Source organism: Blattabacterium punctulatus (genome assembly GCF_003226695.1).
GTDB classification, from domain to species: domain Bacteria; phylum Bacteroidota; class Bacteroidia; order Flavobacteriales; family Blattabacteriaceae; genus Blattabacterium; species Blattabacterium punctulatus.
Map to the genome: position 1 here is coordinate 474,317 of NZ_CP029808.1, position 13,343 is coordinate 487,659.

The window sequence follows — 13,343 nt, forward strand, 5'->3', positions numbered from 1 at the left end:
ATGGAAATATTTTTCTAAGAAATAATTTTCAAAAAGGAAGATTTATTTTTGATAATATTTTGATTTCTTTCAGATCCTACAGAAATTAATACAATATCTAAATTTAAATAACTTTCTATAAAGTTAACATATTTCTTGCAATTTTTAGGCAAATCATCATATTCATGTATATGAGAAATATCTTTTTTCCAACCAGGAAAATCTATATAAATAGCTTCTACTTTTTTTTCTTCCAATTCTTCTATATTAGATGGAAAATATTGTATCTTTTTTCCATTAATTTTATATTTTACACATACTTTAATGAATTCTAATTCACTTAAAACATCCAATTTTGTAATGATTAAATAATTAATTCCATTAATCATACAGGAATATTTTAGAGATAAAAGGTCTAACCATCCACATCTTCTGGACCGTTTTGTAGTTGAACCATATTCATTCCCTTTTTTACGTATTATATCGCTGATTTTATTCCTAATCTCTGTAGGAAAAGGGCCATATCCTACACGGGTACAGTAAGCTTTTGCTATTCCTATAAAATTTTTCAAAAAATTAGGTGGGATCCCAGTTCCTGTACATACACCACCTGTCGAAGTTGAAGAAGGAGTTACATATGGATATGTTCCATAATTTATATCTAATAACATAGCTTGAGCCCCTTCAAATAAAATTTTCTTTTTTTGATGAAAAGCATAATGAATTTCATGTACAGAATCAATAATACGAGGATAAAGAATCTTAGCATATTCGATATATTCTTCATATATCGATTTAAAATAAATAGGATCTTTTTTATATACTTTTGTAATAATCTTATTTTTATAATCTACGTTATCTTTTAATTTTTTATGAAATACTTTTAGATTCAAAAAATCTAATAACCGGATTCCTATACGGGCTATTTTATCTTCATAAGTAGGACCAATTCCACGATGTGTAGTTCCAATAGATCTAGAACCTAAAGCTTCTTCTTTATATTCATCTAGTAAACGATGATAAGGCATGGTTAGATGTGCACGTTTTGCCAAAAAAACTCTAGAGGTATTGATTCCTATAGATTCTATTTTTTTAATTTCTTGAATCAAGGATTTAGGGTCAATAACCATTCCAGGTCCTATAATACATTTAATAGAAGGATTAACTACTCCAGATGGAATTAAATGAAGAATAAAATTACGATTATTAATATGAATAGAATGACCTGAATTATTCCCTCCTTGATAACGAATTACATAATCTGAATTTTTAGAAAGTAAATCTGTGATTTTACCTTTTCCCTCGTCACCCCATTGGAGACCAACAATAACATTTGAAGGCATGATTTTTTTACAATTTTATACTTTTTCTACAAAGTTAGTTTTTTATAAATAGATAATAAAAAATTCTAAAATTTTTTATTATTGCAAATATATCGTTTAAGATGTTGATAAGCTAACCTTGTTGCTATTCTACCTCTAGGTGTTCTTATTAAATATCCTTCTTGAATAAGAAAAGGTTCATAAACCTCTTCTATTGTATCGGAATTTTCATTCACAGCTGTTGCTATAGTATTTATTCCAACAGGACCTCCTTTAAAGGAATCAATAATAGATGTAAGAATTCTATTATCCATTTCATCTAATCCATGTTGATCTACATTAAGGGCTTTTAATCCTAAATTACATATGTTACTATCTATAATGCCATTCCCTTTTATTTGAGCAAAATCACGAATTCTACGAAGTAAAGAGTTAGCTATACGTGGAGTACCACGACTTCTAGTTGCTATTTCATAAGAAGATTCTTCGGTGATTGGAATGTTTAATATTTTTGCACTACGTTCTATAATTATTTTTAATAATTCTTTTTGATAATAAGTTAAACGTAAATTAATTCCAAATCTAGAACGCATAGGTGCTGTTAATAATCCAGATCTTGTTGTTGCTCCTATTAAAGTAAAAGGAGATAAATCAATTTGTACTGATCTTGCATTAGATCCCGAATCTATTATAATATCAATTTTATAATTTTCCATAGCAGAATACAAATATTCTTCAACTATAGGAGAAAGACGATGAATTTCGTCTATAAATAGAACATCGTTCAAATTTAAATGAATGAGGATACCCGCTAAATCTCCTGGTTTATCTAAAACGGATCCTGAAGTTACAGAGATATTAACGCCCAATTCATTAGCAACAATATGAGAAATAGTGGTTTTTCCTAATCCTGGAGGACCATGAAACAGAATATGATCTAAGGCTTCTTTTCTTTTTTTAGCAGCTTGAATAAAAATTGTTAAATTTTCTAAAATATCACATTGTCCAACAAATTCTTGAATTTTTTTGGGATTTAAAGTTTCTTCTAAAATAGGTGACACTATATATTTTTTTTCATAATAGAGTATCCAAAAAAATAAATAATAATATAAAATTCCATGATCTCAAAATATTTAAAATTGGATAATCTGTTAAATCAAATTTTATAGGAACAATAGAAACGTATCCATTTTTTAATGCCCATTCATCCGTATCCGATTTTTTATCAAAATTAATAAAATCTCCAATTAGCCAATAATAAGTTCTTCCTTTTGGATTATAACGTTTATCAAAACTTTCTTTCCATTTAGATTCTGACTGCCTGCATATTTTCATTCCTTTTATTTTTTTTTTTGGAATATTTACATTAAGACTAATACCCCCTTTTGGTATAGGATTATAAAGAATTTTTTTTACAATTTTACATACATATTTTTTGGCTGGTTCAAAATCTGCATTCCAATCAAAATCCAAAAGAGAGAAACCAACAGAAGGTATCCCCTCAATTCCAGCTTCTATGACTGCAGAAATTGTTCCAGAATACATAATATTTATGGAAGAATTAGATCCATGATTAATTCCAGAAACACAAATATCCGGTTTTCTTGGAAGTATATTACTAATAGCTAATTTTACACAATCAACAGGAGTGCCTGAACATTCCCATTCTTTTTGACATCCATTGTCTATTTGGACAGAATCACAATATAAAATGGTATCCATCGTTATAGCATGTCCTATTCCAGATTGAGGCTTATTTGGAGCAACAACATAAACTTCTCCTAAAGAATTCATAACATTAACAAGAGCTCGAATACCTGGAGCTATAATTCCATCATCGTTTGTTACTAAAATAATTGGTTTATTTTTCATTTTTTCATAAAGGATATAAATATTTGTAATTTTATTATTTATTAATCAGTATCAGAATGATTGTAGATTTTAAATTTAAAAATATAATAATTGGTTTTATTTTTACTTTTTTATTAAGTTTTTGTTCTCCAAAAGGAGAAGTAGAAAATCATAGTATTATATTAAAAAAAATATACAAAATACTTTATTTTTTACATCCTAGTCCTATTAAAATTAATAATGATTTTTCCAAAAAAGTATATAAAAAATATTTTGAAAATTTAGATTTTCAAAAACGTTTTTTTCTAAAAAAAGATCTAGAATATATCTCTTACTATAGAGAAAAAATAGATGATTATTGGATAAATGGGGACCCCATATTTTTTAATATTACGATAAATCGTTTTTATCAAAGAATAAAAGAAGTGGAAAATTTTTGTTTTAAAATTTTAAAAAAACCTTTTGATTTCAATAAAAAAGAAATATTTGTTCCTGGAGAATATAAATATTTTTATCCTAAAAATAAAGAAGAATGGATAGAAGAATGGAGAAAATATTTAAAATATTTAACTCTTATGGAAATAGTAACTTCAATAAATACAAATAAAAATTTTTTTAAAAATTACAAAAAGAATATTTGGAAGAATCTATTTATTAATAAAGAAAAAAAATCGAGAAAAAAAGTGGAAGAGGATCTCCGGGAATATTTCAGAAAATTAAAAATGAAAAAAAAAATAGACTGGTTTTCTATGTACGTAAATACTATTATATCTCATTATGATCCTCATACTATTTATTTTTCTACTAAAGAAAAGGAAAATTTTGATTTGAATATATCTGGTAAAACAGAAGGAATTGGCGCTGAATTAACAGATTATAAAGGTTATGCAACGGTTATAAAACTTATCGTTGGTGGACCTGCATGGAAAAGTAAAAAGATAGATATAGGAGATAAAATTATTCGAGTAGCAAAAAATCCAAATTCAGAATCTCAAAATATTATAGGAATGTTATTAGAAAATTCCGTTCGTCTTATAAGAGGTAAAAAAGGAAGTAAAGTAAAATTAACAATTCAAAAAAAAAATGGTTCTATAGAAGAAGTTATCATTATTAGGGATATAATTGAAAAAGAAGAAATTTTTGCAAAAAGTGTCATCTTATTGGATAAGAATAACAATAAATATGGTTTAATTCATTTGCCAGAATTTTATTTTAATCCTGAAAATAAAAATGGAAGAAATGCAGCTCAAGATATGAAAAACATTATTCAAAAATTAAAAAAAGAAAAAATTAAAGGTCTTCTTATTGATATAAGAAATAATGGAGGAGGATCTTTAGAGACTGTTGTTAAAATTTCAGGTTTTTTCTTAGGAAAAGTTCCAATAGTACAAGTAAAACTATCTTCTGGAAAAAAGAAAATCATCAAAAATAAGGAGGATAATATCCTTTGGAAAGGACCTCTCGTTCTTCTTGTCAACGAATTATCTGCTTCTGCATCAGAAATACTAGCGGCTGCTATAGTAGATTATAAAAGAGGGATCATTGTTGGTAGCGATCAAACATACGGTAAAGGTACGGTTCAAACATTTTATCCATTAAATTCATTTTTATTTTCTAATAATGAATTGGGGACTTTAAAATTTACCATGAATAAATTTTATCGCGTAAATGGAAGTTCTACTCAATTAAAAGGCGTAAATTCAGATATAGTAATCCCCAATAATAATGTTCCTTTTTCCATCCAAAAAATGGAAAAAGACAAACCTAACTCCATGATATGGGATCGTATTGATTCTATTCCTTATAAACCTTGGAAAGGGAAAGTAGATTTGGAAAAAATAAAGTTAAAAAGCCTAAATCGTTTGAAAAAACATCAGGATATAAATACTATATATAAAACTATACAATTATTCGAAAAAAAAATTATAAAAAAAAGAAATTTTTCTTTAAATTGGAAAGATTTTTATTATGATAATTTAAAAATAAAAAAAAGAAACGAAAACTTTCAAAAGTTAAAAGATTACTTAAATATATATGGATTGAAAGCATATCCTCCATCTTACAAAATTATTTCCAAATATAAATTGAAAAAAAAAGAGTGGAAAAATAATTTATTGAAAGATTTTCAGATAGCCGAATGTGTCAATATTTTACGAGATTTTAATGAAAATTAAAAAAAATCATTTATTACATACAGGTTTTTTTTATAGAAATTCAACTACCTGGTTTTTATCAATTTTTTCTACATCAGCAATTTCATCCTTCTCTTTGAGATAGATTAATCTTACTCCTTGTGTAGACCTCCCCATAACTCGTATATCCGATATTGGAATACGGATGATGATTCCAGACTTTTTAATAATCATTAAATCATCTGGTTCTTTTACATGTTTTATAGAAATTAAACTACCTGTTTTTTTAGTAATATTTATGGTTTTTATACCTTTTCCTCCACGATTAGTAATTCGATAATCTTTTAAATTTGATCTTTTTCCAAATCCTTTATCCGAAACTACCAAAACATTTCCTTTTTCCTCTTCTTCTACGCATATCATTCCAATTACAATATCATATTTTTTTAAATTAATCCCTATTACTCCAGAAGAAGTTCTTCCCGTTTTACGAACATGATTCTCTGAAAAACGAATAATTCTTCCACTTTTTACAGCAATAAACACATGACTTTTACCCTTAGTTAGGATTGCTTCTAATAAGGAATCTCCCTCTCGAATGATAATCGCCTTAATTCCATTTTTTCTAGGACGTGAATAGTTCTCTAAAGAAGTTTTTTTAATAATTCCTTTTTGAGTTACCATCATAACATAATGATTTTGAACATATTTTTTATCTTTCAGATCTCCAGTTAATATATAGGCATTTACTTTATCATCTTTTTGTATATGAATCATATTTTGTATAGCTCTTCCTTTAGAAATTTTTGATCCTTCTGGTATTTCATAGACTCTTAACCAAAAACATTTTCCTTTTTCTGTAAAAAAAAGTAGATATTGATGATTAGTAGCTATGAGAAGATGATTTAAAAAATCCGATTCTCTAGCACTAGCCCCTCTATTCCCTACCCCTCCTCTTCCTTGACATTTGTATTCCGATAAAGAAGTTCTTTTTATATATCCAGCATGAGAGATAGTCAGTACTACCTGTTCGTCATCAATAAGATCTTCTATGTGTACTTCATTTCCTAAGTAATCGATTTTTGTACGACGTCCATCTTGATATTTTTCTTTAATATCTAAAAGTTCTTTTTTAATAATTTTCATTCTGATAGAATGTTTTAATAAAACATTTTCCAAATTTTCTATATTTTTGACTAATTCTTCATATTCTCTTTTAATTTTATTAATTTCTAAAGAAGTAAGACTTTGCAAGCGAAGATCTAAAATAGATTTAGATTGATTTTTAGATAGTCTAAATTTTTTAATAAGTCTATCACAAGCTTCATTATGATCTTTAGATTTTTTGATTAATTCAATCATTTTATCTAAATGATCTAATATTTTTAAAAAGCCCATCAAAGTATGAACTCTATCTTTATATTTTTTTAATTCGTATTGAGTACGACGAATAATAACATCCTGACGATGATCTACAAAATGTTGGATCAGATCTTTAATATTTAGTTTAACTGGTTTTCCATTAACTAATGCAATATTATTAACATTAAAGTAAGTTTGTAAAGAAGTATATTTGAATAAATTATTCAATAATACATTAGAATTTGTATTTTGTTTAAGCATATATACTATGCGTAATCCATTTCTATCAGATTCATCACGAATTTGATAGATACCATCCATCTTTCCTACTTTTATTAACTCTACAGTTCTATTAATCATTTCTGATTTATTTACTTGATAAGGAATTTCATCTACAATGATACATTGTCTACCCTTAATTTCTTCAAAATGAACTTTTGCGCGTAATACAATACGGCCTTTTCCAGTATGAAAGGCTTTCTTTACTCCATCGTATCCATAAATAATTCCTCCTGTAGGAAAATCTGGGGCTTTAATATATTCTATTATTTGTTCTATAGATATATTATTATCATCAATATAAGCGCAAATTGCTTGAATAGTTTCTTTTAAATTATGAGGTGGAATATTGGTAGCCATTCCTACGGCTATTCCAGAAGATCCATTAATTAAAAGATTGGGAATTCGGGTAGGTAATACCGTAGGTTCTTCTAGAGAATCATCAAAATTAAGTTTCATATCCACCGTATCTTTTTTTATATCCGATAACATTTCTTCAGATATTTTTTTCATTCTAACTTCCGTATAACGCATTGCTGCAGGTGGATCCGCATCTAATGATCCGAAATTTCCTTGTCCATCTATTAAAGGATAACGAAGTATCCATTTTTGAGACATACGTACCATAGTATCATAAACAGAAATATCTCCATGTGGATGGTATTTACCTAGTACTTCTCCAACAATACGAGCCGATTTTTTATAAGTATTTTTAGAAAAAATTCCTAATTGGAACATTCCATATAGAACTCTCCTATGTACAGGTTTTAATCCATCTCTTGCATCAGGAAGTGCTCTGGATACAATAACAGACATAGAATAATCTATGTAAGAAGATTTCATTTCGTCTTCAATATTAATAGGAATTAATTTTTCTCCCATTTTTTTATATATATAGTTGTATTATTTAGTTAGCTTCTTATATAAGTATTATAAAGTAAGTAAAGGAATATCGATACTTAATATAAAAAATATTAATCAATTAAGAAAAAAAATAAATGTTTATTTTTTTTGTAAAAAACTTTCTTTGATTAAAGAATAAGGAACTTGACAGTTATAAGAACAAATTCCTATTTTTTTTAATAAAGAAAATTGAATTTTATTTTTATCATTTTTTTTATCATGTTCCATAATAAAAAAAATTTGATCAAATTCTGAATTATATATTTTTTTAATTGGATACAATCTAGAAAGATTCGATTTTATTTCTTGATAATCATTTATAGATAATCCATTTATTTTGTAAGAAATCCAAGATTCATATATCATTCCCATAGCGATTGCTATACCATGTAAAAGTGTTTCTTTTTTAGAATCTAGAAAATAACTCTCTAAAGCATGACCTATAGTATGTCCAAAATTAAGAATTTTCCTTAATCCTTTTTCTTTAGGATCTTTTTCTACAATTTTATTTTTTATCAATATAGATTGATAGATTAAATTTTTCCATTGATTTTGATCCTTATTCATTTGGTATTTTTTCATATTTATCCAAAAACTTTCATCTGCTATTAACCCATGTTTAAACATCTCTGCCATACCTGAAATAAATTCTTTTTCAGGAAGAGTTTTTAAAAAAAAAGGATCAATGATTAAAAATTCTGGACAATAGAAAGAACCTATTTCATTTTTAATAGATTCTAAATTAATTCCCGTTTTATATCCTATAGATGCATCTACCATACCTAATAACGTTGTAGGAATATTAATAAATCGAACTCCTCTTTTAAATACAGAGGCAACAAATCCACCAATATCTGTAATTACTCCCCCTCCTAAATTAATAATTAAACTATTTCTATTTGCCTTAAAATTTTCCAAATATTTCCATATTTGAATACATGTATAAATGTTTTTTTCTTTTTCTCCTGGTTTAATTTGAATAATGTTAGATTTTTCTAAAAAATTTATATGATGGAAAAGTATTGGAAGACAATGAATATAGGTACAATAATCTACTAGAATAAATGTATTTTTTATGGTATCAATATGATTAAGTAGATAATTTTCTAATTTTTGATAAGCTTCTTCATTAAAAAATATAATTTTTTTATTATCACAAAACATAAAAATAAAATCGTTTTTTTATACTTGATCAAACAAAATTAACCAATTTATTAAAAAATCGGAATAAAGATTATTATAATCAAGATCAATCCATAAAGTTTTTTAATCAATAAAGTAAAATATTTGGTATAACCAATAAGTTATAAAGATAAAAAAAACGATTATGAAAAATATATTTGGACCCCATCCTAAAATATTAATAAATTTGAATAAAAATTCCATAAAAAAAATATAATGTTTTTAATTAAAAATAAATATTTTAAACTTTTATTTTGAAAAAAATGGAAATATTTTCTTTTTCTTTAAAGTTAATAAGAATATCATATTCAACATAATAAAATGTCAGATATTTGGGATTTCTTTCAGCATTTTTTCAATCCTAGATGGATTTTTTTCTATTTTGGAAATACAGCTTTATTTATTCTTTTAGCCATTGTTTTTGCAGAAACAGGGTTTTTTATCGGTTTTTTTTTACCAGGAGATTCCTTATTATTCACTGCTGGAATATTCGGAGAAAATTTATGCAAAAATTTTTATCATGTTCCATTTTTCGTAATTATTTTAATTGTTGCATGTGTAGCTGTACTTGGTAATATACAAGGATATTGGCTTGGATATAAATCTGGAAATTTTTTGTATAAAAAGAAAGATTCCTTTTTTTTTAAGAAAAAACATCTTATTATAGCAAAATTATTTTATAATAAATATAAAACAACGGCACTTATCATGAGTCGTTTTCTTCCAATACTTCGTACTTTTGCCCCCATTGTAGCAGGGGCAATACGTATTAACTTTAAAAAATTTATGATTTATAATATTATTGGAGCTCTTGCTTGGACTTTTTCGATAATGTTAGCTGGGCATTATCTAGATAAAAGGTTCCCAGAATTAAAAAATCATCTGGAATGGATTATTTTGTTGATTGTTCTAATGACTACATTACCAATATTACTTAAATTAAAAATAAGAAAAAAGAAAAAACTCCTTATATAACTTCCCTAAAATTTATGAATTCTTTTCAAGAAAAAAAATTTTTTTAGAAGATGACTACATTGATTTTTCATAATTCCAGATAAAAATTTTGTTTTTGGATGCAATTTTATCCCTGTATATAAAAATCCTATTTTATAATTTTTTGCTCCACAAACTACTCTACCAATTTGAGATAAAAATAAGGCACCTGCACACATAATACAGGGTTCGATAGTTACATATAAAGTGCATTCTCGGATATATTTTTTACCTAAAAAATTAGAAGCTAAGTGAATCCCTAACATTTCTGCATGTGCGGTTATATCACCTAAAGTTTCGGTTAAATTATGAGCTCTAGCTATGACTATATTTTTATAGGTAATTGCAACTCCTATAGGAACTTCTTTTTCGTGAAAAGCGATCAAAGCCTCTTCAAGAGCTATTTTCATAAAATAAAGATCTTTTATTATCATTAGAATCAAAACTTTATTTCTTTATATTCTTTTTTTTGTTTTCTTCTTGATATTCTTTTTTATTACTGATAGGATCCGTTTTTTTTTCTTCAGTAGAAGTAGTAGTAATCCGAGAGTGTTTTACTCTAGCTAAAAGAGTATTTGTAGGATGTAAAATGGTATATCCTTTTGGATATATATCTTTCACTGTAATTTTTTCTCCTATATCTAAATTGCTAATATCCAATTTTATATATTCTGGAAAAAAAGAAGGAATAGCTTTTATTTTTAATTTTCTAATCGTAGAATAATATTCTCCTCCTTTAGAAACACCAATAGATCTTCCAAAAGTTTTTACAGGAATTTCTAATATAATAGATTTTTTGGGATCAATTTTACAAAAATCAGCATGCAATATTTTTTCACTAATAGGATCGAATTGAATTTCTTTTTGAACTGCATTTATATTTTTTCCTTCTATTTGAATGTTTACCCAATGTATTTTTGATGTATATATTAAATTTTTGAAACTTTCTAATGAAGTAGAAAATGGAATGTTAATATTCTTTCCATATAAAATACAAGGAACTTCTCCGGAAGATCGAATGGATTCAATCGCTTTTTTTCCTATATTTCTTTTTTTTCCGTATATATTTATATATTGCATATTAAATTAAATTATAAATTTTTTACTTATAGATTCGTCATTATGTACAGATTTCATGACTTCTGCAAAAAGTGGAGCACAGGATAATATTTTTATTTTATATAGTTTATTTTTTATTATTTTCAAAGGGATAGAATCAGTAATTACCAATTCTTCAAGAGAGGAATTTCTTATTTTTTCATATGAATTTCCTGATAAAACTGGATGAGTTGCTATAGCACGTACACTTTTAGCACCTTTTTTTTTGATTAAATTGGCTGCTTCTGTTAAAGTTCCAGCTGTATCTACCATATCATCTATGAGTATGATATTTTTTTCTTTCACATTTCCAATAAGATTCATAAATTCTATTTCATTTGCTTTTTTTCTTTCTTTATAACAAATAACTACATCTGTTCCTAAATAACCAGCATAACTCCTAGCTCTTTTTGCACCTCCCATATCTGGAGAAGCAATGGTTAGTTGGTCCATATTTAATTTTTTAATATAATCAATAAATATTCTAGATGCATATAAATGATCAACAGGAATATCAAAAAATCCCTGAATTTGATCTGCATGAAGATCCATAGTCATAACTCTATTAGCTCCTGAGGCAACCATTAAATTAGCTAAAAGTTTTGCTGCAATAGGAGTTCTTGGTTTATCTTTATGATCTTGTCTTGCCCATCCAAAATAGGGGACAACAAGTGTTATATTATGAGCAGATGCCCTACGTGCTGCATCACACATTAAAAGTAATTCCATCAAATTATCTACTGGAGGGTAAGTAGATCCAATCAAAAAAACTCTTGATCCACGAACAGATTGTTCAAAACATGGGGTATATTCTCTATCACTAAATTCCAAAAAACGAATTTTTCCAAGTAAATTACCATAATAATAGGCTATTTTTTCTGATAATTTTAATCCACTTCTTGTAGAAAAGAAGAGTACCTTTTGATTCATAATTATATTTTTTTATGCAAAAATACTTTTTAAAGATGAAACAATATTTAAATTTATTAAGAAACGTATTAAAAAATGGAATAAATAAAATGGATCGTACTGGTATAGGGACGAAAAGTATATTTGGATATCAGATGAAATTTGATTTGAAAAAAGGATTTCCTCTTTTAACTACCAAAAAATTAAATATACGGTCTATTATCTATGAATTATTATGGTTTTTGAAAGGAGATACAAATATAAAGTATTTAAAAAAAAATAAAGTATCTATTTGGAATGAATGGGCTGATAAAAATGGAGATCTAGGTCCAATATATGGATTACAATGGCGTAAATGGCCTACTTATGATGGTCGTTATATTGATCAGATAGTTAATCTTATAGAAGAAATAAAATTTAATCCTAATTCAAGACGTTTAATAGTTTCTTCTTGGAATGTAGGAATGATTCAAAATATGGCATTACCTCCCTGTCATTTACTTTTTCAATTTTATGTTTATGAAAAAAAAATATCGTTGCAATTATATCAAAGAAGTGCAGATATTTTTCTTGGATTACCTTTTAATATAGCTTCTTATGCATTATTTCTTACTATGATAGCTAAAACGCTTAATTTTAGAGAAAAAGAATTAATTCACACTATAGGAGATGCTCATGTATATAATAATCATATAGAACAAATTCAACTTCAAATACGTCGTACTCCAAAACCATTGCCAAAAATTATTTTAAATTCTTCTGTGAAAAATATTTTTCAATTTAATTTCGAAGACTTTGAATTAAAAAATTACAATCCTTATCCTCATATCAAAGGTAACGTAGCTATTTGATCAGTTTTTGAGTAACTAATTTTTAAAATAATCGTAATTATTAGACATAGATATAGTTGTTATTTTTTATGAATTTAAAATAAAATCTATTTTTTTTAGAAATACCGATTGATTCTACTACTCTTTTTTTTAAAGAATATGGCATATGATCTAAAAATTTAATAGGATCACGGGTTCTAAAAAAAATAGATGTTTTTGATGAAGGATCTTAAACTTTTTATAAATATTTTAGATAATATCTAAATTTCCAATAGATATATAGATATTTGGATCTTCTATAGATAAATTTTTATTCCATCCCATTTTTATATATATGGATAAGGTATTTTTATCGGTTTATTGATATATTTTTATATAGGTAATCCCATTTTTTAAGCCATTATTACTGAATAAATATTTCCAATATTTTAACTTGAAACCGAAAATATTCATTCTATTTATACTTTTATAGTTCTAATTTATATCCACTTTTTTTTTCTAAA

General features: G+C 26.0%; 11 protein-coding genes. 3 read left to right on the top strand and 8 right to left on the bottom strand.

Annotated elements, in window-relative coordinates; genetic code table 11:
* Positions 1 to 14: 14 nt before the first annotated feature.
* The 3 genes from DM780_RS02320 to surE all read right to left on the bottom strand — a co-directional run bounded on the left by DM780_RS02320 (position 15) and on the right by surE (position 3,173).
* Positions 15 to 1,322 carry an adenylosuccinate synthase gene (locus tag DM780_RS02320; RefSeq protein WP_110548829.1) on the bottom strand — a complete coding sequence of 436 codons (1,308 nt, stop codon included), beginning with the start codon at positions 1,320 to 1,322 and terminating at the stop codon, positions 15 to 17.
* A gap of 65 nt (positions 1,323 to 1,387) precedes the next feature.
* Positions 1,388 to 2,362, bottom strand: a complete 975-nt coding sequence (gene ruvB / locus DM780_RS02325; protein ID WP_110548830.1) for a Holliday junction branch migration DNA helicase RuvB — start codon at positions 2,360 to 2,362, stop codon at positions 1,388 to 1,390.
* A 13-nt stretch (positions 2,363 to 2,375) separates the two neighbouring features.
* On the bottom strand, positions 2,376 to 3,173 hold the full coding sequence (surE, locus tag DM780_RS02330; protein WP_110548831.1) for a 5'/3'-nucleotidase SurE: 798 nt from the start codon (positions 3,171 to 3,173) through the stop codon (positions 2,376 to 2,378).
* Positions 3,174 to 3,229: 56 nt separating this feature from the next.
* Between surE and DM780_RS02335 the strand changes: the two genes are divergently transcribed.
* Entirely contained in the window at positions 3,230 to 5,326 is a 2,097-nt protein-coding gene (locus tag DM780_RS02335; RefSeq protein WP_110548832.1) for a carboxy terminal-processing peptidase, read from the top strand.
* A gap of 30 nt (positions 5,327 to 5,356) precedes the next feature.
* Here DM780_RS02335 and gyrA read toward each other — a convergent pair whose 3' ends face one another.
* Together gyrA and aroB are read right to left on the bottom strand one after the other, a co-directional pair.
* On the bottom strand, positions 5,357 to 7,807 hold the full coding sequence (gene gyrA / locus DM780_RS02340) for a DNA gyrase subunit A (protein WP_110548833.1): 2,451 nt from the start codon (positions 7,805 to 7,807) through the stop codon (positions 5,357 to 5,359).
* A gap of 120 nt (positions 7,808 to 7,927) precedes the next feature.
* Positions 7,928 to 8,992 carry a 3-dehydroquinate synthase gene (aroB, locus tag DM780_RS02345; protein ID WP_110548834.1) on the bottom strand — a complete coding sequence of 355 codons (1,065 nt, stop codon included), beginning with the start codon at positions 8,990 to 8,992 and terminating at the stop codon, positions 7,928 to 7,930.
* 339 nt (positions 8,993 to 9,331) lie between these two features.
* On the opposite strand from aroB, the gene DM780_RS02350 reads away from it, so the two are divergent.
* Positions 9,332 to 9,985: a DedA family protein gene (locus DM780_RS02350; RefSeq protein WP_110548835.1), complete on the top strand. Its 654-nt coding sequence runs from the start codon at positions 9,332 to 9,334 to the stop codon at positions 9,983 to 9,985.
* Positions 9,986 to 9,990: 5 nt separating this feature from the next.
* Here DM780_RS02350 and DM780_RS02355 read toward each other — a convergent pair whose 3' ends face one another.
* Genes DM780_RS02355 through DM780_RS02365 form a run of 3 tightly spaced genes read right to left on the bottom strand, consistent with a single transcriptional unit; the run spans position 9,991 to position 12,031 of the window.
* Positions 9,991 to 10,437 (bottom strand): nucleoside deaminase, encoded by a 447-nt coding sequence (locus DM780_RS02355; protein WP_110495369.1) that lies wholly within the window; start codon positions 10,435 to 10,437, stop codon positions 9,991 to 9,993.
* A gap of 13 nt (positions 10,438 to 10,450) precedes the next feature.
* Positions 10,451 to 11,083, bottom strand: coding sequence for a 50S ribosomal protein L25 (locus tag DM780_RS02360; protein ID WP_110548836.1), 633 nt, complete (start codon positions 11,081 to 11,083; stop codon positions 10,451 to 10,453).
* A gap of 6 nt (positions 11,084 to 11,089) precedes the next feature.
* Complete coding sequence (locus DM780_RS02365; RefSeq protein WP_110548837.1) at positions 11,090 to 12,031, bottom strand: ribose-phosphate pyrophosphokinase; 942 nt, start codon at positions 12,029 to 12,031, stop codon at positions 11,090 to 11,092.
* Between the two features lie 35 nt (positions 12,032 to 12,066).
* On the opposite strand from DM780_RS02365, the gene DM780_RS02370 reads away from it, so the two are divergent.
* Entirely contained in the window at positions 12,067 to 12,861 is a 795-nt protein-coding gene (locus tag DM780_RS02370) for a thymidylate synthase (RefSeq protein WP_110548838.1), read from the top strand.
* Positions 12,862 to 13,343 lie beyond the last annotated feature (482 nt).

What these genes read in the sequence shown, in the direction of transcription:
- DM780_RS02320 (WP_110548829.1), bottom strand. Translation starts at nt 1,322, where the DNA reads ATGCCTTCAAATGTTATTGTTGGTCTCCAATGGGGTGACGAGGGAAAA.
- surE (WP_110548831.1), bottom strand. Translation starts at nt 3,173, where the DNA reads ATGAAAAATAAACCAATTATTTTAGTAACAAACGATGATGGAATTATA.
- DM780_RS02335 (WP_110548832.1), top strand. Translation starts at nt 3,230, where the DNA reads ATGATTGTAGATTTTAAATTTAAAAATATAATAATTGGTTTTATTTTT.
- gyrA (WP_110548833.1), bottom strand. Translation starts at nt 7,807, where the DNA reads ATGGGAGAAAAATTAATTCCTATTAATATTGAAGACGAAATGAAATCT.
- aroB (WP_110548834.1), bottom strand. Translation starts at nt 8,992, where the DNA reads ATGTTTTGTGATAATAAAAAAATTATATTTTTTAATGAAGAAGCTTAT.
- DM780_RS02350 (WP_110548835.1), top strand. Translation starts at nt 9,332, where the DNA reads ATGTCAGATATTTGGGATTTCTTTCAGCATTTTTTCAATCCTAGATGG.
- DM780_RS02355 (WP_110495369.1), bottom strand. Translation starts at nt 10,437, where the DNA reads ATGATAATAAAAGATCTTTATTTTATGAAAATAGCTCTTGAAGAGGCT.
- DM780_RS02360 (WP_110548836.1), bottom strand. Translation starts at nt 11,083, where the DNA reads ATGCAATATATAAATATATACGGAAAAAAAAGAAATATAGGAAAAAAA.
- DM780_RS02365 (WP_110548837.1), bottom strand. Translation starts at nt 12,031, where the DNA reads ATGAATCAAAAGGTACTCTTCTTTTCTACAAGAAGTGGATTAAAATTA.
- DM780_RS02370 (WP_110548838.1), top strand. Translation starts at nt 12,067, where the DNA reads ATGAAACAATATTTAAATTTATTAAGAAACGTATTAAAAAATGGAATA.